Genomic DNA, 25,505 nt, shown 5'->3' with positions numbered 1-25,505 from the left:
GCAAGCTGGAAGCTGGCAAGATCAGCCGAGCAATGAAATGAGAATCCCGGCGGCGACTGCGGATCCAATGACTCCGGCGACGTTGGGTCCCATCGCATGCATGAGCAGCATGTTTTGACGATTGTATTGTGAACCCACAATTTGCGACACGCGCGCTGCCATCGGAACTGCGGAAACACCGGCCGAGCCAATCAATGGATTGATTCGACCGCCGGAGAGCTTGTTCATCAGCTTTGCCATCAGCACTCCGGCAGCCGTCCCGACCATAAACGCGGCACAGCCAAGCACAACAATCATCAACGTACGCGGATTCAGGAACGCATCGGCAGATAGCTTTGTGCCAACCGCCAAACCAAGCGCGATGGTGACAAGGTTGATCAATTCGTTCTGTGCCGTCTTGGACAAACGTTCGGTTACACCACTTTCGCGGAGCAGGTTACCGAACATCAGCATGCCGATTAAGGGGAGCGCGTCGGGCAGTGCCAACAGGCAAAGTAGGAAGACGGCGATCGGAAACAAGATCTTGGCCTTTTGACTGACTGGGCGCCGCTGTTCCATCATGATCTTTCGTTCGGCGTCATTGGTTAACCACTTCATAATCGGTGGTTGAATGATTGGGACCAAAGCCATGTAGCTATAGGCTGCCACGGCGATCGCTCCCAATAAATCGGGCGCGAGTTTGCTTGCTACGTAGATTGACGTGGGACCGTCGGCACCGCCGATAATCGCGATCGCACCGGCTTCTTGAAGCGTAAACAACCCGACCGATGCGGCGACCAAGAAGGTACCAAAAATACCGAACTGGGCAGCGGCTCCTAGCAACGCACTCCAAGGATTGGCCAGCAACGGGCCAAAGTCGGTAAGCGCACCGACTCCCAAAAAGATCAACAGCGGGAAAATCCCGGTCGTGATGCCATAAAAGAAGAAGTAATAAAGCAACCCACCGTCATTGCCGACCGGACTTGGTGGCGCCGTCATGTTAGCGCCAACCGAATTAACAAAGACACACCCCATCGCAATCGGAACTAAGAGCAACGGCTCGAAGCCTTTCGCAATCCCTAAGTAGAACAGTAGCAAAGCGACGCCGATCATCAAGTAGTTTCCAAAATCCCAACCAATCTGGGCCACGCCGCTTGAGTTCCAAAGCTTCCCCAATCCGACGCTCAGCATCGTCACCAAGCTGTCGTTGTCGGCAACTTGCTTCGGCCGTGGTACCGACGAATAACCGCGGGAAAGGTAAAGCGAATCGAGACGATATTGGACCTCCTCTGCGCAATCGCGGAGCGATTCCGGCACCAGCAACACAAGGACCCCGCTCGGTCTCATCTTTCCTCGGCTCTCGACCCGATCCGTGAATAGCGGAAACTCAAACGCGACAGGGGTCTCGGTTTCAAAAGCATCAAGTACAGGTTGCCAACCCTCACTCGGATCCGCTTGTTGCTCTCGTCCCAGGTCACGAAGGTTTGGCTCACGAAGGCTGGGAACACGACATGGCAAAGCTGCCGTTGCATTGAGCTCATGGAGCAACTCACACGCCACTTCATAGTCACCCGGCAGGTAGACGATGCGGTAGCCGGCGCTGGGATCTAGCATTTCGCTGGGCACGTCAGGCGGTGTCGGCGCGGAACCGGCTGCATGCACAACGGCCGAGCAGCACAAGACGATCAGGATTGGAAACGGACGCATGATGTCACTTTGCGATTGCGAGGGTTGGGCAAGAAGGATTTTAGCTGGACAGCGTCATTTTGTGGGCGATTTACCGTAGTTTGCCGAATCAATCTCGGACTGAGCGGCAGGGCACTCGCCGCCGGTATTTCATGGTCCTAACCGGCGGCTAGCGTCTTGCCGCTCATAAAGTGGCGCTGTCCTGCTAGCCGAGCGTGTACAACGTATCGCCCACGGCAATCGCATCCCCTTGCTTGACGTGGATCGCAACGATCGTGCCTGACTTCGGAGCAACCAATTCGGTTTCCATCTTCATCGCCTCGAGCATCATGACCGTTTCGTCCGCGGCGACCGAGTCGCCAACACCCTTGATCAACTTAATGACGTTCCCAGCGAGCGTTGCCTTGATCGCTTCGCCACTTGCACCCGATGCCACCGCCGCGGGCGCGGAACCGGGTTGCGTGTTTGCTGCGGTCGGCGCGACGGGAACGGCCTTCGAGACGGCACCTCCTTCCGTGACGGTGACTTCGAATGCGTTTCCGTCCACGTTGACCGTGTAGCATCGTGGCCCATGGGTGACGTTAGGAATCGGCGCCATCTTCTCGGCCGCGGGCGACGCTGCGGTTTGCGGATCCTTACCGATATTCAACGGACCTTGCGCCCGAGACTTGAAGAACTTCGGTGCAACCTGTGGGAACAATGCATTGGTCAGGACGTCTTCATCGGAGCCATTGAATCCCTGCAATGCTTCCGCTTCGCTTTTTAGCTTGTCCCATTCGTTGTCGAGTAAATCCGCGGGTCGGCACGTAATCGCGTTTTTGCCCGTTTGTGCTTGAGCAATTGCGACGACGTCCGGGTTGTACTCGCCACTGGTCTTGCCGTAGTAGCCAAGCATCAAGTCTGCAAACTCAGCGGTCAATTTCTTGTACTTGCCCATCAACACGTTAAAGACGGCTTGGGTTCCCACGATCTGGGACGACGGCGTGACGAGCGGCGGGTAGCCGGCATCCTTCTTGACCCTTGGCACTTCTTCAAGCACTTCGTCGAGTCGGTCGCCGGCTCCTTGTGCCTTCAATTGGCTTTCCATATTCGAGAGCATGCCGCCGGGAATCTGGCTTTGAAAAATATCCGTCTTCACTCCGGTAAATTTCGTATAGAATTCGGCGTATCGACCCTTCACCTTCTCGAAATGCTTATTCGCTCGAGCGACCGCGGCCAAGTCGATGTTGGTCGTATAGCCGGTTCCTTCCAACATTTCGACAAAACTCTCGGTTGGGTTGTGCCCCGTTCCCAAACTCATCGCACTCAGGCTGGTGTCGACTTGGTCGCACCCTGCTTCAACCGCTTTCATTAGCGACACCATCGTCACGCCTGTCGTGGCATGAACGTGCAAGTGGACCGCCATCTCCTCACCGCATGCCTGCTTGATCGCCTTGACCAAATCGTAGGCCGCTTGCGGCTTGATCAGGGCAGCCATGTCTTTGATGCAAATCGAGTTGGCACCCATCTCCTGGAGCTGCATCGACAGTTCGGCGTACTTTGCATTCGTATGGACAGGGCTGACGGTATAGCTAATGCATCCCTGAGCATGTTTACCAGTCCTGCGAACCGCTTTCATCGCCTGTTGCAGGTTTCGAGGATCATTGAGTGCATCGAACACACGGAAAACGTCCATGCCGTTCTCGGCGGCCTTGTCGACAAATCGATCCACCGTGTCATCGGCATAGTGTCGATAGCCAAGCAAGTTCTGGCCGCGGAGCAACATTTGCGTCTTGGTGTGCTTCAAGTGCTTCTTAAAAGTTCGAAGACGTTCCCAAGGATCTTCATTCAAGAATCGGATACAACTGTCAAACGTCGCACCTCCCCAACACTCCAGCGACCAATACCCAGCACGGTCAAGATCATCGAGGGCAGGGATCATATCTTCCATTGCCATGCGGGTTGCCATCAAACTTTGATGGGCGTCACGCAAGATGACATCCGTAACTTGAATAACTTTGTCAGGCATAGTGAGGGAGTCCTAGAGTGAGGGGGGCCGATGGTGGTCGGTCGGGCTAGTGGCGGTCCGCTTCAAACGCGGTGATAGCTGCTTGGATGACGGCGACGAGTTTTTTGTCCGTGCCGCCACGAGACGCCAGCGCATCATGGGGTGAAGTCGGAAGGCGGTCGGCGGGGGGAAAGACGCGGGTGATCCATTGGATTACCCCAACCAGAACGACCAGGAACAAGTAGACGCCTGCCATGCCAATCAACGCAATCATCAACTGTTCCATCTTCCTGGCCCTTGTGATTCCTGGTTTGGTACGATCTCTTGCTATCTAGAGAATGGTAGCGAATCCTCGCCAGCAAGGATACGAGGTACTGCGCGAGCGAAGGAAACTCCACGGCCAACCACCGGGGGGTCCAGGAGCGGGAACAAGCCGCTGGGCCGACTTGTATTGGCCCTGCCTGCTATTCCGACTTCACGATCTCGATGTCATGCAAGACCTCTTGGTAGAGTTTCTTCCAATCGACATGCCCCACCCGGTTCGTCCACAGTGGATTCTTGTACTGCTTCATGGCCAAGTCCATATAGAGCTTCCAATACTCCGCTGCTTGCGTCACTTCCGTCATCGCGCGATCCTGATGGCTCTTTTCATGGTTCTCGCGATAGAACGCCAACTCCGTCGCTCCGCGAATCTTGTGTGCATAGTATTTCCCTAAGTAGGCCATACAGCGGATGTCGGAGAGCGTCTTGCGTAGCTCCATTTCATCTCCTGCCTCCAGCGTTTCAAGAATCGCCAAAGCCCGATCTGCGTTGTCATGAATCTGTTCCGATACGGCAAGCGGAGTGATTCCGTCGATCTTCTCGCTACCCCGTCGAGCTTTGACAAAATCGGGAATCGAGATATTGTCCGTACTTGGATGCGGCGGCAGCGAAATGAAGCGATTGACATCGTGAAAGCCGCTGACGGTTTCCGCTGATTTCGGCCGGCTCTTACAGGCTTCAATGTACCACTGAAAATCAAGCGATCCCCAATGGAATCCTGTCGTCAACGGATAGATCATCGATGCCGATTGCCAGGCGTCAAACAACGCGGTGGCGTCCGTTTGCGGGAACTGAGCTTGCAAAATCTGAGTGAATCGATCATTGCCAAGCTGCGGATTGTATCCCAGCCGTCCCCAAAGCATCCAATGATACCAGTGTTTATCGACTTCGACCCGCCGCGGTGTCGTCGGATCGAGGCTGAGGAACTCTCGGCCCCAGATGTATTGGTCCGACCCGTAGTAGAAGCCACGTGACACGTCATATGGAATGTTTTGAATGAACTCGCGGACAAAATCAGGTGCGCCCCAGCGAAAATAGTAGTTGTCATCATTGCGCAGCGTCCAGATTGTTTTCAGGTCTCCACGACTCTGAATGTCGCTGACGAACTCTTCGTGATAGGGTTGCGTGGTGCAGCTCATCACGTGGGCCTTGGCGTACTTAAAACTGAAGATGAAATCGACCGTCGGATGATCAAGCAGCGGTTTGAATCGGTCTGCGATATCCAACGCACCGGACATGTGCTGGCGATGAATCAGGGTCATCTTCCGATCCGGCAGCGCGGCAGCCGCGTCCAAAATGCCTTGGCCATAGGTGGCGAACAACCAATCCTCTTTTTCCGTACTGGTCGCCCGTGGTCCGCCCGGCCTCGACCGCATATTTTCACCTGGTGTCAGTCCGACTCCGGCTAAATCTGGATACGTCAGAAACATCTGCTTGACGCTCTTGCGAAAGTAATCAACGGTTGTCTCATTCTCTACAGAGTCGGTAATGCCATACTTTCCACCGGTCCCATAGACGAAGGTGTTCCAGGTTACGAAGTAGAAGTCAACGTTGCGTTCCTTTCCATATCGCATCACCTTTTGCCAGAATGCGATCTTATCGTCGATCGTCATTCGCTTCAAAATCTCGACGTTGTTGATGATTTCAGGAGCGTCAAAACCCGTTCCTGTTCCCGAGTAATATTCCTCCCATTGCAGCGTCGATCGTTGTACATCTTGCAACGCCACGTTGGGGTAGTCGGGCACCTTGACCAGCGACGGGAAGGGGTGCATGTTCCAGAGCGAAACGAAGTTGTAACGATGCGAGGCGAGGCTATCGATCGTGTTCGTCCAGTAGTCAAAGCTCCACATCTCCGCGATGTTCTGTTGGGCAGCATCGCATGGATCGGTGTAGCTGGGCGTGCGCACATCCAGCGGGATATTGAACTTCGTGCCACGCATGGCCATGTAGGGGCTCTGCTGGTTGTCCTGAATCGCGTCCAGGCCGCCGATTCGGATCAACTCAGCCACCTCCAACCCACCGTACATTGCGCCAGCCGCATCTTGTCCCACAATCACGATCTGGTCGGAACGGTTGCGTTGAATTGCAAAGGACTCGGCAGGTTTGCCCATCGACCGAGTTTCAATTTGTATCAAACATTCCGCGTCACTCTCCTCATCCCTTTTCCCCGTTTCCGCTAACGCTTGCTCGATCTTCTCCGCAGCGAAAGCGATCTGGGGAATGTTCGCATCAAAACGAAGGCGTACTTCGGAGCCATCGGCACCGCTCGCAATTGCTAAAGCGAAGGAAACGAGCGTGAATAAACAGGCGTGTCGCATCTTAGGTTCCTCTAGAGAGATCTCGAGATCTTACGTTGTTGTGGTTCGGGGTAGGTAGGTAGCATCGGACCGGTCTTCCCGGATCATCTTGTGTTCACCCGATCGCGGGAAATCCGATTTGAAGCCAGCTTATTGGGAACGTTTCCAGTCGATCGTCGTGGCGTGGGGGGAGTACCAAGGTTTCGCTGTAAGACGACCCTCGTCATGCTGCCCCAACAGACGCACGACCTTCTCCTCGCCTGGCAGAAGGTCAAAATAGTTATCCTCAAAGAACCAGCCGAACGGGTCGCCTTGGGCGTCACCGGTCAGCGTCACGCAGCGTGCAAACTGGTCCGTGGTCAGTACCAATGCTCCTTCTCGTACCTCTACCTTCAGTTTGGCTTCGGGGAAGGTGAGTCGGCGCTCGATGTCGGCAAACCCATGGGTGCGGGCCAGTACTTGACCTGAGTTGTCGGTGAGTGTGGCAAACAGAAGATGCTCTTTCCGAAAGGCTCGAATGCCGGCCTGATCCAAACGTACGACGACCGTCGATTTACCTGGAGCAACCGTGACCTCGCGTACGATCTCCTTGCGGAACTCGTTTTCTTCCAGGTGGTACAACTGGATCTTGACGGTTCCCGTCACAGGTTCTCTTGTATCGTTGATCGCCCACAAATAAAGGTAGGTGTCGAAATCGAAGGAAAGCATCAGGGGTTCATAAGCGCGACGCAGTGCGTAGTAGACATGTTTGGGCTCGAGGAAATAGTCGACCTTGGCGCTATAGACCTGGGGCCAGGAGTCGTTGTACTTCCAGACAAGGTATCCACCGCAACACCGGCGATCGGACTGCTCGGTCGCAGGGCGACCACGACGTTGGCGTTCCACCGTGTCTTGGTAATAAAGTGACTCTGCCATACCGAGGCGATGCACCAGGCCGGCGGCATCCGTGGCATCGTAGAATTGTTCAACAGGCCCCGTTTTCTTCCAGCTTTCAGCGCACGTGTAGGGCATCCAAGTCTCTGGGAACGGGCGCCGGTTACCGTGCAGATAGAGCGTGGAGTAGCCTTGGGGCCAGAGGTCGTCGGGATCCATGAATCGCTGCAAACTATGCAGTACCGGAGCCGAGATGCGTGTGTCCTCGCTGGCGAAATTCAAGTAGTCGTAGCCCGGCACGAACCACATGTTGGTGTAGCCATGCGTGTTGCCTTCACGTGGATCGTTGGGATTCATGCCAAAGTACGGACTGCTGGGCTGGTAATACCTCTCAGGATCGAGTTCCTTACAGACGGCTCCCACGGCTTCGGCCGCGGCCAAGCCGCCCCAGGGCCCGTGATCCTCAAAGTCTTTGTTGTAGTCTTCATGGGCCCACTGCGCCGCTTCATTGCACCCGCACCAAGAAAGGATCGAGGGGTGATGCTTGAGACGCTTGATCATGGCGCGGGCCGCTTTCGTGCACGTCTCAATGCTCTTCGAATCCGACCGCATCGGCAGTCGGGTGAAATCCTGCCACAGCAGCAAGCCCCTCGCGTCGGCCTGCTCGTAGAATGCATCGGGCGGCGCTTCGGCCGGCCCCCAGACGCGCAGCGCATTGAAGTTGGCGTTCTCGGCCAAATCAAATAGCCGATCCACACGTGCCGTGTCCCACACATCGCTCATCAGATTCGGAGTCACCCAATCACCGCCTCGAAGGAACACCGGTACGTTGTTGACGACGAAATGAAGGGGTTCGGGCATCGTCACGCGCCGGAATCCGAGCGTGCGTGACGCGATCTCTTGGACTTCCCCGTGCGTCAGCAGCGTAACGTCTGCACGATAGAGCGGCTGATCCCCGTACCCGCGTGGCCACCACAACGACGGTCGGTCGATTTGCAGAACGCCACGCACATCGAACTCGCCCCCCGTCACCGCCACCGGCACGGTGGTCTCGCCAACACTCTCGCCATTGGGGTCCAGCAGTCGCACCAGCAGGTCCAGCGATTCAAACGGACTGACTCCTTTGACCTGCACCGTGACCGTCCCGCTGGTCAGCGTTTCATTGAGCGTCACGTCGGCAAGCACTTCCTCCAAACGATTCCCCTCGGAAATCTCGACGAAGATCTGATCGAACACGCCAACCGAAGAGATGGATGGATTGGGCCCGAGGTAGCTGCCCCGATCACTTCGCTTGCCGCTGTCCGCACGAGATCCCGCGTGGCAGTGCAGAACCAGCACATTCTCCGATCCCAAATGATCACTCACATCCACCACCAGGGGTAGCTTGCTGGCATGCGAGGCAAGCTTCTTGCCGTTGAGATAGACGTCGACCTTATTCTCGATCCCCATCAGCCGGAGTCTGGCCTCGCGTCCCCGTTCTTCGACGGAGAACCGCGTCGCATAGACCCAGTCCTTTTGACCGACCCAAAAACACTTCTCGGTTCCATGCGGCAGCCAAGGCGCTTCGATTTTGCCAAGGCGCAGCAAAAGATCATGCACCGTAGCCGGCATCCTTCCCACGTCCAACCAACCTTCGCTCTCTTCGGACCTCGCGGCTTGGTTCAGTAGCGAGGTGTCGAGAGCCTCGCGCGGCGCGAACGACTTGATCTTCCAACCGTCGGCTACCTCGATACGTTGCAGGCATGGTTCCGCGGCACATGCTTCTGCTGAGTCCCAGCCTGAGACCGCGAAAACAGAGGTCATTGCAAGCGCCAAAGCGCAATAGGCCTGCTGACGACATCGTTTCTCGAACATGACAACATCCTTTCTTGTTGAGGTGGGACGACCACCGCCGGTCAGGCGACGCTGCAAATCGGAAGCAAGCCAATGTACAATGCGTGGCGGATCGACGAACAGAAGGCGGCGGTCGAGAAGGGCGAGAACCTTGCGGTTAGTGAAGGTGCCGTCCCAGTCTAACGCATTCTTTTTGGCACGTCGGTCGGTGACCGCTGCGAGCCTGCAAAAAAATCGCAGAATCAAACCTCTGGCTGCAAATTGGCATGCGCCGTTCGACCATGCGCTCGCAACGGTCATGTCGGCAACGCAGGGTCTGCAGAACAGTAACTCCCGTTTGGATTCCAAACGACCGGTGTCTTGAAGGTTGGCCCGCCTACCGGCAATACGCCGCCGCTGTTAAAAAGAATGGGCCGAAGCGACCCGGCTGACAACTCTGGAGACTGGCCGTGACGGCAAAGGTCTCGGTGCATCCATCCCGCCGGTTCAACAACGGTTGCCGAGGTTCTATGAACATCCACACACTCTCTTTCCTGCTGCTCCTTGGACCCCCGATTTCGGTCGCAGCTGCTACCGAGCGAGTCCCACCACTACCACCGGGATTGAGCGTCTCGGAGGGGCAACTCCTGTTGGCAGGAAAGCCTTACCGAGGCATGGGGGCAAACTATTTCAATCTGTTTTACCGAACGCTCTTGGATTCGGCCGACACGTCGTTCGAAGAAGGACTCAAGCAACTCTCCGAAGCCGAAGTGCCGTTTGTTCGTTTCATGGCCTGCGGCTTCTGGCCGGTTGATTGGGAGCTCTACCGACAAGACAAGGAAGCCTACTTCAAACGGTTGGATCGAATCATCCGCGCGGCCGAGCAGCATCAAATGGGCCTGATCCCTTGCCTGTTTTGGTACATGCCAACCATTCCGGACATCGTCGGCGAACCGATGGATCAGTGGGGAAATCCTGACAGTCGAACGACCGCTTTCATGCGCCAGTACACCAGAGAAATCGTTCTCCGGTACCGCAATTCAGCGGCGATCTGGGGCTGGGAATTTGGAAATGAATACAACCTCCATGTGGATCTGCCTAATGCATCCGAGCATCGCCCGAAGGTGGTGTCTGCACGGAAAACGGCGCTACGAAGAACCGCTCGAGACGAACTCTCATCGAATGCCATGCTGACCGCCTATTCTGTGTTCGCCAGTACGGTCCGCCAATATGACAAGCACCGAATTCTGATCACAGGAAATTCCATCCCTAGAACCAGCGCCTATCACAACACCAAAGAGCACAGCTGGAAAAGTGATTCGAGGAACCAGTTTGAACAGACACTGCTGCGGGACAACCCGGATCCTTTCAACGTGATTTCGATCCATGTCTACCGCAACAGCGGCCAGGCCAACACGACAAGCATCGCGGAACTGGTGGCGACGCTATCGGAGATCGCTGCAAAGGCAAAAAAACCACTGTTCCTAGGAGAGTTTGGTGCACCCAAGACGCTCGGTCCGAAAGAAGAAAGAGCTCGGTTCCAGCAATTGCTTCGCGCGGTCGAGGCGTCCGAGGTTCCCCTGTCCGCTTTTTGGGTTTTCGACCATTCGCAACAGGACAAGGATTGGAACGTCACGTTTGAAAATGAAAGAAGTTATATGCTAAGGATTGTGACGGATGTCAATCTTCGTAACCACGAAGGCAACTCCGATCCGTGATCAAAGCGTCTGTCCAGGGTGCGAACCCGAGCAACCGGCGTCAGGCACTGCGATTGGCAAGCAACGCATGGCTCGCGGGCCGTTCGTTTGCCGAAGAGACTGCGATCAATGAGAGTGGGTGGGGTGTGTTGGACCTCCCTTTCGCACTCCGTAACTGGCTCTCGGTCGCAACGAAGACTACGATAGACGGGCCCGCCAAGATTTCCTGCCCCTACGAAGTGAGTCATCACCGATGCGATCCCGTTTTCATTACCCGTCGTTTTGCAAGGATTTGACGTGGAACAAGCATGTAAGCGATCGTTCCATCCACTTCGCCTGCCAGAGGCCTCTGCGAACCGCCGCTGGATCCTTCCTTTCTATTTTCACACTTCTGTTACTCTCCCTCATGCCCACCCCCAGCCGTGGACAATCGATCTGGGTCGAAGGGGAAGACGCGGTCAAGTCGTCGGCGAAGCCCCACCCTTGGTATACCGACGTGACGACAGATCAGTTGTCCGGAAGCGACTTCCTCAGTCACTATGGTGATCAAGCATCAGCGGAAGCGGAGTACGTCGTTGAAGTGCCTGCGGATGGCGAGTACCAATTTTGGGTACGAGCGAACCCAGTCCGTTCGCGTTTGTCGTACCAGATTGGCGACGATCCTTGGACAGCGATTGATCTCAAGTCACTGGCCATTGGAAACACGAACATCGCGTCGGATAACAAGCCCGATTTGCGTTTCCTCGCTTGGGCAAACGTCGGTGCAGTGGTCCTTTCGAAGGGAACGACGTCGGTGCGGTTCCGAATCGACGGTGAACTGAATCACCACGGATCGATCGATTGTTTCGTCCTGACTCGCGAGCCGTTCCAACCTTCGGGAATTCTCAAGCCCGACCAAATCGCCGAGAGAATCGCTCATATCGCGAAACAGAACGAAGGCTGGGAACCGGTACGGCCGGCACAAGACAAGTTTGACGATTCGGCAATGCTCGACCTTCGGCACCTGAATGAACCTTTTGCGGGCGCAAACGGATTCATCGGGGTCCAAGATGGCGAGTTCGTCCATCAAGCGACGAACGAGCCGGTGCGGTTCTGGGCCGTGAACGGTCCGTCGTCCAAAAATAGGGACGCATTGCGCAGCGAAGCGAAGCTGCTAGCGAAACGTGGCGTCAATATGGTTCGAGTGCATGGTGGATACTTTGATCACGACGGCCATGTCAAAATGGATGCGGTCGCTCATGCCCACGATGTTGTCGCCGCGATGAAAGCCGAAGGTATCTACTCGCACTTTTCGATTTACTTTCCACTATGGCTGACACCACCCGACGACAGCCAGTGGCTGGAAGGTTATGACGGCAATCAGCATCCGTTTGCCGCCTTGATGTTTAACCCGCAGTTCCAGGAAACGTATCAATCTTGGTGGAAAGCACTCTTGTTGACTCGCAATGCGACGACGGGAAAACGATTGATTGATGACCCGGCCGTCGCAGGTTTGGAGATTCAGAATGAGGACTCGTTCCTGTTCTGGACGTTCGACGCCAAGAACATTCCCGACCCACAATTGCGAATGCTCGAGACCCAGTTCGCCGATTGGCTTGTCAAACGATATGGATCGCTCGAGAAGACCCGCCAGGCTTGGAAGAATGTCAAGTCGCCTCGGGACAACTTCCTCGAAGGACGCGTTGGCTTTCGGGCCCTTTGGAGCATCGCGGCGGATCGAACTCAGCGCGACAAGGACACGGTGCGTTTTCTGGTCGAAACTCAACGCTCGTTCTACGAGGAAACCTACAAGTATCTTCGCGACCTGGGATTCCAAGGGGTCATCACGGCATCGAATTGGACGACGGCAAACGCGGATCTCCTCGGTCCCTTGGAAAAATACTCGTACACATCGACCGACTTTATCGATCGGCATGGCTATTTTGGCTGCAAGAACGAAGGCGAGCATTCCGCTTGGTCGATCCGGGACGGCCAAACTTATGTGGACCGCAGCGCTTTGAAGTTCGAACCAGAGAATGGCACGGGCAACCCACAGTTTCTTCATCCAGTGATGGACCCGAAGTACAACGGGATGCCGTCGATGATTTCTGAAACCGCATGGAACCGGCCCAATCGATTTCGTAGTGAAGCGCCGCTCTACTTGGCGGTTTACGGGTCGCTGCAACAGAGCAACGCGATCGCCCATTTCGCTCTCGATGGATCTCAGTGGAGCGTCAAACCAGGTTTCTTTATGCAACCGTGGACCTTGATGTCGCCTGCCACCCTGGGCCAGTTTCCTGCCGCCGCGCTGATTTATCGACAACGGTTGGTCACTCCAGGGGATGTTTTGGCTGAAGTGAATCTCAACATCGAAGACCTGTTCGATTTGCAAGGCACGCCGCTCCCGCAAGGAGCCGCATTCGACGCACTGCGTCTGGAGGACGTGCCAAAAGGCACCTCGCTTGAACCCGGCAACGTCATCGACCCCTTGATCCACTACGCTGGACGCACCGAAGTCAATTTTGTCGAATCGCCCAAACCGTCACGAATCCAACCACTCGCGGAACTCATCGACCGCGAGAAGAAAACGGTGCTCAGCAGCAACCGTGAAGTGCTACTCGACTACGGCAAAGGTTTGTTGTACGTCAACTCGGCGTCCGCCCAAGCGATCAGCGGGATGTTGTCGATCGCTGGCGACGTGTCGCTGAAAGACATCATCGTCGCGTCCGAGTTAGAGCTAGGGCATATCGTTGTTGTCAGTTTGGATGGACAACCGATTGCGAAATCTCAAAAGATGTTATTGCAAGTGATGTCGGAAGAAAAGAACAACCACTTCCGATCGGTAGAAACCGAAAAAGGCATTCGGCAGATCGAGAGCATTGGCGAAGAACCGTGGCTGTTTCGATCGTTACAAGGCGACGTGAAATTCAAACGCAGCGATGCGAAACAACTGCGCGTAACCGCATTGGACCTCAATGGTTATCCGATCGAATCCGTTGGCACCGCTGAGAGGATTTCCCTGCGCCCCGACATTATCTACTACCTCATCCACGACGATTGAACACCCCTGGTTTGCACGTGGGCTTGGCAACATCAAGGATCTTCCGCGATTGAGCTCACCCGCTTCGACAAGCAATCGTTCAAGCCGAAAACTGGACAAGCAAGTGTTGATCTGGGATAGTGCTGGTGGTTTGTCACAACTAAGAGTTGCGGCAGGACGGACTTCCAGTCCCTCACTCCGATCAACAAATAACGGACTGGAAGTCCGTTCTACAAATTTTAGGGTAGTGGATTTCGCCAGAAATCCGTAACTCAAATAGTCTTGGGGACTTCTGGCGAAGTCCACTACATCCCATCTCTAAGTTTTAAACTTGACAGACCACTCGCTTGCAGCGACGAACCCATCGATTTTTCGTCCAACGAGACAAACACGAATGATACGATCCCGCTACTGGTTTTTCATGGTCCTTCTTACGACCGTCAGCTACGGGGAAGATTGGCCGGCATGGCGCGGGCCGCGCGGTGATGGGACTAGCCTTGAAATGAACGTGCCGACAAAGTGGAATGGGGCAACCGGAGAGAACATTGTTTGGAAGACAGCGATCCCAGGGAACGGATATTCTTCACCGATCGTTTCTGGTGATTCGATCTTTCTAACCGCCTGTGATGTCACAAGTCGGCAACGGATGCTGCATTGCCTGGATCGTGAAACCGGTGCGATTCGCTGGACCCGCAACGTCATCGAGTCGCCGCTCGAGGGAAAACACAATCTCAACAGTTATGCTTCCGGCACGCCGGCTACCGACGGCGTGAGTGTCTTTGTTTGCTTCCTGCAATCAGAGGAACCTCGCACTGCGGAAGAGCCAGGCGAAATGGTCGTCGCATCCTACGACTTCCAAGGCAACCAAAATTGGCTGGTCACTGCAGGTGGTTTTTCTAGCATGCACGGGTTCTGTACCAGCCCCGTCCTGCATGGCGATCTGGTGATCGTCAATGGCGATCATGATGGCGACTCGTACTTAGCGGGACTCAATAAAGCGACCGGTCGTGTCGTCTGGAAAACACCGCGAGTCCATCGTACACGCAGCTACGTGACTCCGCTCTTGCAAGAAGTCGATGGCAAGACTCAGGCGGTGCTCACAGGCAGCAAACGTGTTGCCGGCTATGATCCCGATACGGGCGACTTGTTGTGGTGGATCGAAGGACCGACCGAGCAGTTTGTAGCGTCGATGGTGTTCGATGGAGAACGCTTTTTTCTGGCCGCCGGTTTTCCGACTTACCATGTCATGGCGATTCGACCAGGCGGGCACGACGACGTCACGGATTCACACGTGATTTGGCACGTCGAAGACGCGCGGTGTTATGTGCCTTCCCCCGTCGTGGTTCATGATCGCTTGTTCATAGCGGATGATCGCGGGACCGCACACTGTCTCGATACCAAGAGCGGCGAACATGAGTGGAGAGCACGTTTGGGACGCCACTTCAGTGCGTCGTTGGTTACAGCAAATGACTTGGTCTATTTCATCACCGACGACGGAGAGACCAAGATATTGAGTGCAAGCGGCGACCAGGAAGTCTTACAGGTCAACGAACTCGGAGAATCCGTCTTTGCGTCGCCTGCGATTTCCAATGGAAGACTCTACCTGCGATCAACAGAGCATCTGTTTTGTATAGGCGAAGCCAGCTGACGGACCTTTCGCCATCTCTGTTCAACTCGTCTCAGAAGTCGAACTGGATCTTGCGTTCGTCTTGGTCACTGCTGGCCGTCAAACCGGTCAGGGACTTCATTTCGTCTGGTTGCTCGCCGACACGTAGCGTGTAGCTACCTTCGGCAAACACTTTGGGGCGATATTGAGTACCTTGAATTCGCCTCGTATACAGCACTTCGTTGGTCCTTTCTTCGACCACTTGAACGATGGGGTTCTGTTTCCCGGTCACGTTGATCTCCGGAAGCCAGGCGATGGCTTTGCGACCATCGTTCTCCCATTGGTCAATCGTGATCGGCCAGCCTTCATATTGCTTGGCGTCTTGCTTGGTGATGTCGACCAGGCGCGGCCAACAATCGACCGTGATCTTGCGAGTGTTTTTGTTGAATCGGACCAGCCCAAATCCATCGGCGCCTCGCAAAGGTGCGTTCTCGTCCACCTGATAGCTGTAATTCTTGATTCCGAACTCAGGGTTGGCGTAGGCATGGAGGGTCATGCGGTTGCCGAAGCCATCATAGAAGGAACCTGCGTAGGGTAGCGAACTCTCGATCCTTTTCACCGCGTCAGTACTCGGCAACCAATGACGAGGAAAGAAATTGACGATCGATTGAACACAAAACGAGTAGCCTGCATCGTCCCAGTCATCGATTCCATGGTGGATCACGGTCGCCAAATGCTGATCACCGCAGATATGAAAGGCTGCCCCCTTTCGCATGGCGGCGAGGGCTCGATTCCTTCCCGCACGCGGCCAACCGTTGGTATCTGTATCGGTGGATGGGGGTGTGGGTTGATTGACGTTTTTGTTGGTATGAGGGCCGGCAAATACGGTTTGTGACAACACACATTTCATGTCCGTCCCGCGCCAATCTTCGCCCCATTGGTTCAGAAAACGCAATTGTCGTTGGCCCAACAAAACCGCGCCATCCACGTCCCACGCATCAAGATCGTCTTTGGCCAAACCCTTGGGGAGAAGCGAGTCCGGTCCCGATTTGAATTTTCGATCTTCGATGATCGCAAAGTCGATTCGCCCCACATTGAGCCGCGTGTAATAGACACCGATTCCCTGCTCCACCGGTGTTGGATCAAACGGGTCGGGCAAGTGGCTTGTCTGCGCCCATTCCACTTCGATGACGTGCGAGGCAGGCATCTCGTAGCCGCCTGCGCGATCCTTTTTGGTAGCCCGTCCACCGGCACCCCACAAGTTTCCTTGTCCAACGTCGTGATCGTCGGGAATCGTGATGGTGGGACGATCTCGCGTCAGTTCGCCAAATTGTTCGCCAAACCGAAGCCAATCACCGAGATGATCGCGGTGGGTATAGACCTGGTCACCTGAGAAAAAAAGAAGATCGGCATTCGCCGCTTTGACATTGTGAACAAGATCAGGTTTCAATCGTTTGTCCGCATTCGAGTTACCAGTAAATGCAGCGACCACGATTTCCGCTTTCTCGATCGGATCACGACGAATCAATCCCTGATAGGAACTGGCGCCATCAAGTGCGACGACCCGGTAGGGATGATCGACGTCGTGGTCCCAGCTTTCCACACGAAAATGGGCCGTCCAACTTCGAGCACCCTCTGGAAAGCTGTAGAGATTCTCTCGCACCCGTGTTTTCGCCACCGTGGACCAACGATCATTTTCGGAAACCTGAAGCAACACCTCGCGGCTCTCGTTGTCCTCAAGCGGATAGAGCTGCGCCGTGAGCTTGAGCGTGCTGTCTTGTACGGTGTAGAGAACAAAGCAAACACCCTGTTTCTCCGCCGCAAACGCACCCTGCGAAAACGCGTTGAACGTTGTCATTGTCAAGAGTGTCGACAACCAAAAGACGAAGCGCTGAGTCATGATGAGTGTTCCTTGATCGTCGTGTGACTGACGACGGCGAGCTTGAAAGGGACCTTGGGGCAACGAATCCGCCATGAGCGAGTTGCTGCTCGAAAACGAAGGTAGCATGCCCCCCCAGTTAACACCCTTTTTCGCCCAGAGCCAAGTAGTGGAAAGACGGTTCCTCGTAGACTGTCTTCACTACGGGTTGGGGTAGTGGATTTCGTCAGAAATCCGTAAGGCAAATGTTCTGGGGGACTTCTGGCGAAGTCCACTACACCCCAACTCGCTGAATAAAAAATCGATCGTCCACGAGGACATTTGCACCCACCGACTCGCTTTTGGTGGCCTGCTTTCAAGGAACGGCTCGAGTGGTTTCCCATTCGCTGGTGTCAGGCTTCGCGCCGCAGCGGTTGACTTCGCGGACCGACTGAACCAATTGGATTGGCAGCATCACCAGGCCCAAGCCGCAGAGCGACACCAAACCAACCAAACCCAGCGGTGCTGCGATTGCAGGAGCAACCAAGACAGCAACCGCCAATACCGCTCCGAAAGTCGCCAAGAGCGTCTTGAATTCGGTCGGGCCGAAAGCGGAGAGCGTAAACTCACCCGTCAACTTCGCCCTCAGGTTGGTCAGGACCGCCAACGCCATCAAACAGATGACCGCGACGAGACCCAGGTCCAATCGTCCACACGCCACAGCCAACCCGACCATCCAGTAAGTGAAGGACAGGGGGTCGGTAAAGTGATCAAGAAGCTCACCTCCGTTGCGACACTGTCCGGTTGCGCGGGCATGCCGGCCATCCACACAATCCGCGAAATGGTTACCGACGATCCCTGCGACGGCCAACAACCCGCCCCAGGCATACTGTGTCGCAAAGGCAAATCCAACCGCTCCTGCAATCGCCGACAAGTGACCGATCGCCACGATGCCTTCTGGGGGAAACCAGCGAGGAACGTGCAAATGGGGATACATTGCGGCGAGGGGGGGACCGACAAACGGGTCAATGAGACTGTGTGAAACTCGTTTGGACATTACCGACTCCTTGATGTTGAGGTCTACAAACAAAGAGCCTGGTGGTGAATTGATCGTGCGCAAAAAAAACACGAATTCTCTTAGGAGCGCTAGCTCCTTCGCGCCCAACCGACCGTTGGAACGATCCGATGCCGGCCCGTCACGCCATGCGTTTTTGGCGTGATCGCCGATCAACTTGTGATAGAACCGCGTGAGTCGGCAAGTAAAAAACCGTGGGTAACCCGATCATCAATGCACCAAGCCAAACCTTTTCCGGCATCCAGCTCTGCGCGACATCGCCATCGGGCCCAAACACGTAGTTCACGTTGTGTGGTTGGTTGGGAAACGCCAAAGGATCGCCGGGGCCGGGTAGAAGGAAGTAAGCGATCAACATCAACCCCCACGCCAACGCGGTCCAGCTCCACAGCGCGCGACGATCGTATCCCAACCGCCACACCAAAAACAACAACAGAATCGGCAACCAGAAATGGAAGAACGATAAGCCGCGAGCGAACAGCGAAATATTCGGATCGAACATGTAGGCCGTCAATCCCAACACGGGGCTGCCGATCAACGAACCCAAAAAATCGACTTGCCATAGCAATTGCGGAATCGCGATCCCGACCGCTGCCATCGAGGCAAAGATCGGCTTCTCCGTCCAAACGGCTGCGACGCCTAAGAACAACGCCACATCACAAAAGTAGATGAAGTTGGTCGGCCCATATTCACGCCAGTAATAGACCGTCAAGACGACCGTAAACAAGGTGTAGCCAATCTTGAGAGCCGATGGCAGACGCGACTCCGAAACCGATTCTTCCGGGTCAGGGGTCGCCAAAAAGGTTGTTGAATCAATCATCCGTCTTGTCGTCTCGGGGAGTTGCAGTGGCCGAAGGTAAGCGGGAGGCTTACCCCTCGGTTCACCAGAGCCCCCAACCACGACGCATGCTGCGCATCTTTCTGGCTCATCCGACGGAAGCGCGCGGAACCCAGACTCGAGGTTTTTTGGAGGTATGGCTCCGGTGTCCAATGATCTCTTAGAAAAGAGTCCCCGACGGACGGTCGTCCGCAGGGAACCGGTAGCACCCTTGGCGCACCGTCGACCGGGATATCCCTTGTCAAGTTGCACCTCTGCAGAGCTCCACTCCGTTTCTCCCGGCAACTGCACGATTACAAGTGAAAATAGCTCCTGCCAGCAATGATGGGACACCGGAGAGATGCCTCGAAAACCTCCTGCGCACGCTTCCGCCGGATGAGCCATCTTTCTGCGGGATCCCATCGACGAATTCGCTAGCGGCCGAAAAGAACGCAAATCGGCGAGGGAACCTGAATGATGCTTTGGTTGTAAGCCAGCTCTCCGGATTCGGGGTCGACCACGAATGAGGCGAGAGTGTGGGAGTCTTGACCCGCGGCCAGCAACCAATTTCCACTCGGGTCGAGGTTAAAGTTCCGCGGTGTGGCTCCTCGCACGTTCTCGATTTCGACGACCGACAATTCACCGGTTTGTGAGTCGACTGCAAAAACCGTGATCGTGTCGTGCCCCCGATTCGCCGAGTAGACGAATTCTCCGTTGGGGTGGATACGGATTTCCGAAGCACTCTTGAAGGCCTCTTTTGCAAGGTTCGATTTCGATACCGTGGGAATCGTTTGTTTTGGAGTCATCGTGCCATTTTCGGCATCGTAATCGAACACCGTCACGCTGAGCTCCAATTCATTCAGCACGAAAATCCACTTGCCGTTGGGGTGGAACTTCATGTGGCGCGGACCGCCCCCCAGCGGTGCTTGACCAAAACCATGGGCCTTGAGCGTTGCTTGATTCAAGTCGACCTCGTAAATCATGACCTTGTCGAGCCCCAAATCGGGTACGAAGGCGAACCGCTCATCGGGCGAAAAACCGGTCCAGTGAGCATGCGGTTTGTCTTGCCGTTTCGGGACGATCTGTGACCCTCCTTCGTGTTTCATCAGTGCCGTCCGCTTTTGGATCGAACCATCGGGCGCAAGCGAAAATGCGGCAACCGAGCCGCTGCCATATTGGGCGGTCAACAACATCTTGCCCTGTGAATCGACCGAGACATGTGCGGCACCTCCATCACCAATCGGGATTGAGTTGAGCAGCTCGAGAGAAGCTTCGGCTCCGCGGCCGACCACTTTGTAGGCTGCGACCACGGGGATCCGATCGAGGGCACCCACGGCATACAACACCTCTTTGTGTGGGTGCATTGCCAAGAACCCAGGACCGTCGATCTCGGCAACCAAACGGGAATCCGACAATTTTCCGTTTTGGGTATCGAGTGTGCAGTGATAGATTCCTTTGCTTGGTTTTGCACTGCTCGTGCCAATCCACACGTCGACCCTCGAGCGGTCCGACGATTGAGCCGAAGCGGTTAGGGGGATAGCCGACATCAACATCGAAGCCGCCAGCGTGCCGAAAAAGACGCGTCTATTCATCGTAGGTTCATCTTGGAAGGGGAAAGGGATGGGACGGGATCAATATACCGCGAACCGAAGCAGTCTGCTCCCGAGCGAAGAATCGTTTGGGGACACTTGCGGAAGAATTTCGCCTGCCCGTCAGCCGGCTGTTCTGCGAATCGATAGCTGCTAGGCTAAGTTCTCTCCGCGAAACTAACCCTTTCACCAACGGTTTAACTCCTCGAACGCACCATGCTTTTGCTCGCAGTCTCCCTCGAAGAAACACCCGTCGAGCCCGCGTCGGCGTGGATCATGCTGCTGTTCGCCGCTGTGATGATGGCGACCTACGTTGGCGTCGCAATCGAGCGATTTCACAAGACGGTTGCCGCACTTTGTGGTGCAGCCGTGTTGGTTGTCCTCGGTATCGCGTTGGGGCTGTTTGATTACCCCAAGATCTATGATTTTCTTAAGGAAGATCTGAATATTTTCGGCGTGATCATTGGCACGGGGATCTTGGTCGACGTGGTTGGCAAGAGTGGATTGTTCCATTTCTTGAGCATGTGGATCGTCCGGTTCACCGGCGGTCAAGCATCGAAATTGTTTCTCACCCTGTGCCTCGTCACGTTTCTGTTTGTTTCGGTGCTGACCATCGTTCCCGCCATGTTGATTCTCAGTTCCTTGGTACTGGTGATTTGTCGGTCGCTCAACTACAAGCCGATGCCACTGCTTCTGAGTGTTGCGATTTGTGCCAACAGCGGAGCGATTGCAACCTTTGCGAGCGGGTTGCCGAACATCATGGTTGGCACTGCCGCTGGGATCCCCTATCTGCACTTCTTGCAAGTGTCTTTGCCCTACGCGGTGATCAGCCTGGTCATCGCCGTCATCGGCTTGCGTTTTTTCTTTCGCAACGATCTGCCTTGGAAGCAGAACGATGAGCAACTCGCGGCACTGCAGGAACAAATCGATACGTTCGATCCTTGGGCCTTGGTCGAAGACCGCAAGGTGTTGCTTCGCAGCGCGGTCATCTTGACGTTGACCGTGATCGGCTTTGCTCTGGCCCAACAACTTGGCGTCGGCATGGACTTTGTGGCGATGGTGGGTGCGACTGCGGCGCTGCTGTTCGCCGGCAAAGGCGTTGAGGACGCGATTCACAAGGTCAACTGGACCGTGATTCTGTTCTTCATGGGACTGTTTGTGATCATCGGATGCGTCAAGCAAACCGGTGCGTTGGCGTGGGTCGCCGAACAGGTGATCGAGGTTTCCGGAAATCGACTCGAACTGCTGCTGCCACTGCTCGGCGGGTTTTCGGCGGTGGCCAGCTCGATCGTTGACAACATTCCCGTCGCCGCCACGTTGATCCCCATCGTCCAAGATATTTCCGGTGGCTCCGTTCCGGCCGAACCGCTTTGGTGGGTACTGATCATTTGTTGTAACCTGGGAGGGAACGGGACCCCGATTGGATCGATTTCGTGCGTGATTGCGATCTACGCGCTCAAACGCGAAGCTGGCGTGCATGTGGGGTGGGGGACTTTTTTGAAACTGGGGGGTGCGATCATGGTCATCCAAGTCATCGGTGCCATCGCCTATGTGATGATGTTTCACCACTTCGGTTGGATTCCGTCGCTTTGACGACGCTTTGCAAGGAAAAGTAATGGTAAACGAATCAGAATCGAGTGATCTCGGCCGTGACGTCGATGCGTCGATGCGGATGTTCGAGCGCTCCAAAGTCGGTCAGGCCGCATCGATCCAACCGATCAAGCCATCGCGCGTGTTGTGGGTACTCGACGGTTCTTCGCAGGACGATTCTTCACTGGCGGCGGTGACACACCTGAACGACCAATTCAACCTCGAGACAATTGTTCTTGACGCTCGTGATGCCTCGGGCGAGTTGACCGATCACGCCCCCGAGCGAGCGATACAGGTTTCCGGCGGCCGCCCCATCCGGCCCTCCGAAGGCGAAGCCTATGAGAAAATCTTGGCGGCACTGGCCCACCATGATGTCGATTTGGTGATCGTCCCTTGCCCCTTTGGACGTTCGTTTGAACATGTGGGAACCGACAGCGCCGGTACGGTCATCGATGTCCTGTTGGCCCGTTCCCCCAAACCGATTTTGGTCATTCGCCGTGATGATCAAACGCTGGACCGGTGCACGCAACAGGTTTCCGTCGTGATTGGCAGCGAATGTGATGTTGCCAACCGAGCCGCGGCATGGGCGTTCGGATTGGCAGCCGATGGCGCCACGGTGACATTGGATCTTGTGATTGAGAAGGAACATTACGAGAACATTCGCAGCATCATCGAAGCGTTGGATCCAGGGAAGCCTCTTGCACCGGAACAAGTTAGTGAAGCGTTGGCCAAGGCGCATCAAACCCTCCACGCCGAGATGGCCAAAACGGCAAACGAGCGAGGCTTAAGCTACCATTTGCGTCCACAAGCGGGCCAAAACGCTCCACCGAATCCGCTGCATGAAACCCAAAAGATGCTGCTCGTCATGCCGTTGGAGGTCGATGACCGTTTCGGACAGGGTTTCGTCCAAGACCGAATCCGACGGAGTCCCCATCCGGTATTGGTCGTACCGGGGCATCTGCCACCCTCGGAGGCATGATTCCTGAACGCCTCAGCAAACAACGGGGCTGTGTTGTCGACCTTCGCTCCGAACGTTTGATCAATAAGTTTCGGAATTCTATTTACCGCGAAGCGGTTAGATTGCAGAGCCCAGGGTCGACGCGCAGCGGCGCACCCTGGGGCCACTTAGATTTCCAACTCGCGCCTAATGCATCAGCCTTTGTCGACGCTTGTACCATGGATAAAGCATCGCTCCGAAAGCGATCGTTGCGATTCCGACGACGGCTTGCACCGGAGAGTGAATCGCTGAGAGTATCGCGGCCAAGAGCGTCCCACCAACGAAAACAACCGGTGGGACCGGATATGCCGGAACCGAAATGCGTTTGCCGTCCTTGCCACGTGCCCAGAACAGCAAACTGGCCGTTAACGCGGCGCTAACCGATAGAGTGAACGCCAAGTACTTGAGCAACTCCTCCAGCGAGGAAATGTTGATCACGACGATCGACATGACCACTTGGGCCCAAATCGCTGCGATGGGCGGTCGACCGGCGAGACGGAACCACGAAGGAAGGAAGCCATCCTCTGCCATCTTCGCGTAGACGCGCGGCCCCGTCATCACCATGGCCGAGACCGAGGTGAACAATCCAAACAAAATCACCACGCGGACGAACAAAGTAAAGGAGGGACCACCAATCGCTTCGGCTGCCTTGGCCGCAATATCCGGTTGCCCGACCACGGTATCCTGCGGAGCACCGTACACGAAGATGGCATTGAGCGCGACATAGCAAACTGTGACCAACAGCGTTCCGAATAGCATGGCCCGCGGAACGTTCCGCTTTGCATCCTTGACTTCGCCCGCGACATACGTTGCTGCGTTGAACCCGCTATAGCTTAACGAGATCCACATCAGTGCCGTCGCAAACGAAAGTGCAAACGCGAACGAAGGATTGTCGAAGCTCGTCGATTGCGTCGTTTCGTTCGAAACAATCAGCGAATCACCTTCGAGAGAACCGATCGCGATCGAACGAATCGCGATCACCACAAAGGCGCCAATCAACGCAAACTTTAACAGGACCACCGCATCCTGAATTCTCGCTCCGGGGCGTACCCCGATCGTATGCAGCAGTGCGGCAAGCAGGACGACGATCGACGCCACCACGCCGCCGGGCCAATCGAGGACCGGTTCCAAATACGCTTCGAAGGTGGTCGCTGCGAATGCAATGGCGCTGGTGAACCCCGCCAGCAGCGATACCCACCCGGCCATCAACCCTGCGATCGGGTGAAAGGCACGTGACAAGAACATGTACTCGCCACCCGATTCGGTTAACTCACGAGCTAGCGCGCCATAGCAAATCGCACCACAAATCGCGATCACGCCCGCGACGACCCAGGCCGTGACCACCCAACCGGGCGAACCCAGGTCGGCAAGTGTGAAACCACTGGTCGTGTAGACCCCCGCACCGATCATGCTTGCTGCGACCAGCGACGTTGCCGACAACAAATCCAGCGGCGGATGACTCGCGTTGACGTGCTTGTTGGATTCCGATGAAGCGTCTTGCTTGCTCATGGCTTACGGAATTCGATGTAGTAGTTTTCTTTGAATCCGGGTATCTCTCGTTCGGCTACCAATTCGTAACCCACCGATTGAACTTCATCGATGACGGTTTGCTTGCCAGCCCGAACATGGCTGAGTGTCCATTCACGAGAAACGCCAGGAATCCGTTCAAAGTCGACGATCACCACGCGTCCACCGCTCGTCATCGCGGAGAAAATGGACGCCATCGTTGAATCGGGATTTTCAAAGTGGTGGTAAACATCACAAATGAAAGCCGCATCGATCGAATCGGGGGGTAAACAGATCGAGTCGTCATCGCACATCACCGTGGTCACATTATTGACTTCGCGACCATCGAAAAGATCGGCCAGATACTCGACAAACTTGGGAGAAATATCGATGGCATACGCCCAGCCCTGCGGACCCACTGCATCTGCCATCAGCAGCGTATAGAAGCCAGTCCCCGCGCCGACGTCGGCGATCCGCTCACCCGGCTTGAGGTTCAAATTTCGCATGATCTCTTCACGAGCTTGAAAGACTTCGCGACTTTCCACTTCAAATCGTTCCACAAATTTATCGACATCCATTCCAGGATCGAGAAAGCTTTTGTTGAGTTCGGAGCTGGCCCCCTTTCTCCCGGAATCGGAACCGGCCGCCTGCACCACCGCAGCCTCTTGCGCCGAGAGGTTCGCGGTCGTCATACTCAAAAACACTACGCTCCAAAACCAACCGAATCGTCTCATGGAATCCTCAAGGGTGAAAAAAGGTCTGTATTGCTCGTCTGTCGGTGCCAGGATTCTACACGCTC

At 55.4% G+C, this 25,505-nt stretch carries 16 protein-coding genes; 5 read left to right on the top strand and 11 right to left on the bottom strand.

Features of this window, described 5'->3' with window-relative positions; all coding sequences use genetic code 11:
* Nucleotides 1-21 precede the first annotated feature (21 nt).
* The 5 genes from Poly41_RS31500 to Poly41_RS31480 all read right to left on the bottom strand — a co-directional run bounded on the left by Poly41_RS31500 (nt 22) and on the right by Poly41_RS31480 (nt 8,997).
* The gene (locus Poly41_RS31500) at nt 22-1,686 is read right to left on the bottom strand and encodes a sodium ion-translocating decarboxylase subunit beta (RefSeq protein WP_231616110.1); all 1,665 of its coding nucleotides are present in this window, start codon (nt 1,684-1,686) and stop codon (nt 22-24) included.
* Nucleotides 1,687-1,870: 184 nt separating this feature from the next.
* Complete coding sequence (locus Poly41_RS31495) at nt 1,871-3,673, bottom strand: methylmalonyl-CoA carboxytransferase subunit 5S (RefSeq protein ID WP_146531347.1); 1,803 nt, start codon at nt 3,671-3,673, stop codon at nt 1,871-1,873.
* Nucleotides 3,674-3,719: 46 nt separating this feature from the next.
* Nucleotides 3,720-3,938, bottom strand: coding sequence for an OadG family protein (locus Poly41_RS31490; RefSeq protein ID WP_146531346.1), 219 nt, complete (start codon nt 3,936-3,938; stop codon nt 3,720-3,722).
* 178 nt (nt 3,939-4,116) lie between these two features.
* Entirely contained in the window at nt 4,117-6,291 is a 2,175-nt protein-coding gene (locus Poly41_RS31485; RefSeq protein ID WP_146531345.1) for a carbohydrate-binding family 6 protein, read from the bottom strand.
* A 129-nt stretch (nt 6,292-6,420) separates the two neighbouring features.
* Entirely contained in the window at nt 6,421-8,997 is a 2,577-nt protein-coding gene (locus tag Poly41_RS31480) for a beta-mannosidase (protein ID WP_197231898.1), read from the bottom strand.
* Nucleotides 8,998-9,485: 488 nt separating this feature from the next.
* On the opposite strand from Poly41_RS31480, the gene Poly41_RS31475 reads away from it, so the two are divergent.
* The 3 genes from Poly41_RS31475 (at nt 9,486) to Poly41_RS31465 (ending at nt 15,319) form a co-directional block, all read left to right on the top strand.
* Entirely contained in the window at nt 9,486-10,673 is a 1,188-nt protein-coding gene (locus tag Poly41_RS31475; RefSeq protein ID WP_146531343.1) for a cellulase family glycosylhydrolase, read from the top strand.
* Between the two features lie 385 nt (nt 10,674-11,058).
* Nucleotides 11,059-13,692, top strand: coding sequence for a hypothetical protein (locus tag Poly41_RS31470; RefSeq protein WP_146531342.1), 2,634 nt, complete (start codon nt 11,059-11,061; stop codon nt 13,690-13,692).
* Nucleotides 13,693-14,065: 373 nt separating this feature from the next.
* Nucleotides 14,066-15,319 carry an outer membrane protein assembly factor BamB family protein gene (locus Poly41_RS31465; RefSeq protein WP_146531341.1) on the top strand — a complete coding sequence of 418 codons (1,254 nt, stop codon included), beginning with the start codon at nt 14,066-14,068 and terminating at the stop codon, nt 15,317-15,319.
* A gap of 31 nt (nt 15,320-15,350) precedes the next feature.
* Here Poly41_RS31465 and Poly41_RS31460 read toward each other — a convergent pair whose 3' ends face one another.
* The 4 genes from Poly41_RS31460 to Poly41_RS31445 all read right to left on the bottom strand — a co-directional run bounded on the left by Poly41_RS31460 (nt 15,351) and on the right by Poly41_RS31445 (nt 20,616).
* Nucleotides 15,351-17,177, bottom strand: a complete 1,827-nt coding sequence (locus Poly41_RS31460) for an alkaline phosphatase D family protein (protein WP_197231897.1) — start codon at nt 17,175-17,177, stop codon at nt 15,351-15,353.
* Nucleotides 17,178-17,511: 334 nt separating this feature from the next.
* Nucleotides 17,512-18,192 (bottom strand): CDP-alcohol phosphatidyltransferase family protein, encoded by a 681-nt coding sequence (locus Poly41_RS31455; RefSeq protein WP_146531339.1) that lies wholly within the window; start codon nt 18,190-18,192, stop codon nt 17,512-17,514.
* A gap of 139 nt (nt 18,193-18,331) precedes the next feature.
* A complete protein-coding gene (locus Poly41_RS31450; RefSeq protein ID WP_231616109.1) occupies nt 18,332-19,027 on the bottom strand; it encodes a hypothetical protein in 696 nt (231 codons plus the stop codon).
* 431 nt (nt 19,028-19,458) lie between these two features.
* Nucleotides 19,459-20,616, bottom strand: coding sequence for a lactonase family protein (locus Poly41_RS31445; RefSeq protein WP_146531338.1), 1,158 nt, complete (start codon nt 20,614-20,616; stop codon nt 19,459-19,461).
* Between the two features lie 213 nt (nt 20,617-20,829).
* Between Poly41_RS31445 and Poly41_RS31440 the strand changes: the two genes are divergently transcribed.
* Together Poly41_RS31440 and Poly41_RS31435 are read left to right on the top strand one after the other, a co-directional pair.
* Nucleotides 20,830-22,206: an ArsB/NhaD family transporter gene (locus tag Poly41_RS31440; protein WP_146531337.1), complete on the top strand. Its 1,377-nt coding sequence runs from the start codon at nt 20,830-20,832 to the stop codon at nt 22,204-22,206.
* Nucleotides 22,207-22,228: 22 nt separating this feature from the next.
* Nucleotides 22,229-23,182 (top strand): universal stress protein, encoded by a 954-nt coding sequence (locus Poly41_RS31435; protein WP_146531336.1) that lies wholly within the window; start codon nt 22,229-22,231, stop codon nt 23,180-23,182.
* A 165-nt stretch (nt 23,183-23,347) separates the two neighbouring features.
* Here Poly41_RS31435 and Poly41_RS31430 read toward each other — a convergent pair whose 3' ends face one another.
* Entirely contained in the window at nt 23,348-24,709 is a 1,362-nt protein-coding gene (locus Poly41_RS31430; RefSeq protein ID WP_146531335.1) for an APC family permease, read from the bottom strand.
* Nucleotides 24,706-25,440, bottom strand: a complete 735-nt coding sequence (locus Poly41_RS31425; protein ID WP_231616108.1) for a class I SAM-dependent methyltransferase — start codon at nt 25,438-25,440, stop codon at nt 24,706-24,708. The genes Poly41_RS31430 and Poly41_RS31425 overlap by 4 nt, the downstream gene beginning before the upstream one ends.
* Nucleotides 25,441-25,505: the final 65 nt, after the last annotated feature.

The organism is Novipirellula artificiosorum (assembly GCF_007860135.1).
Taxonomy (GTDB): Bacteria; Planctomycetota; Planctomycetia; order Pirellulales; family Pirellulaceae; genus Novipirellula_A; species Novipirellula_A artificiosorum.
This window is presented reverse-complemented; position numbering and strand designations above follow the sequence as displayed.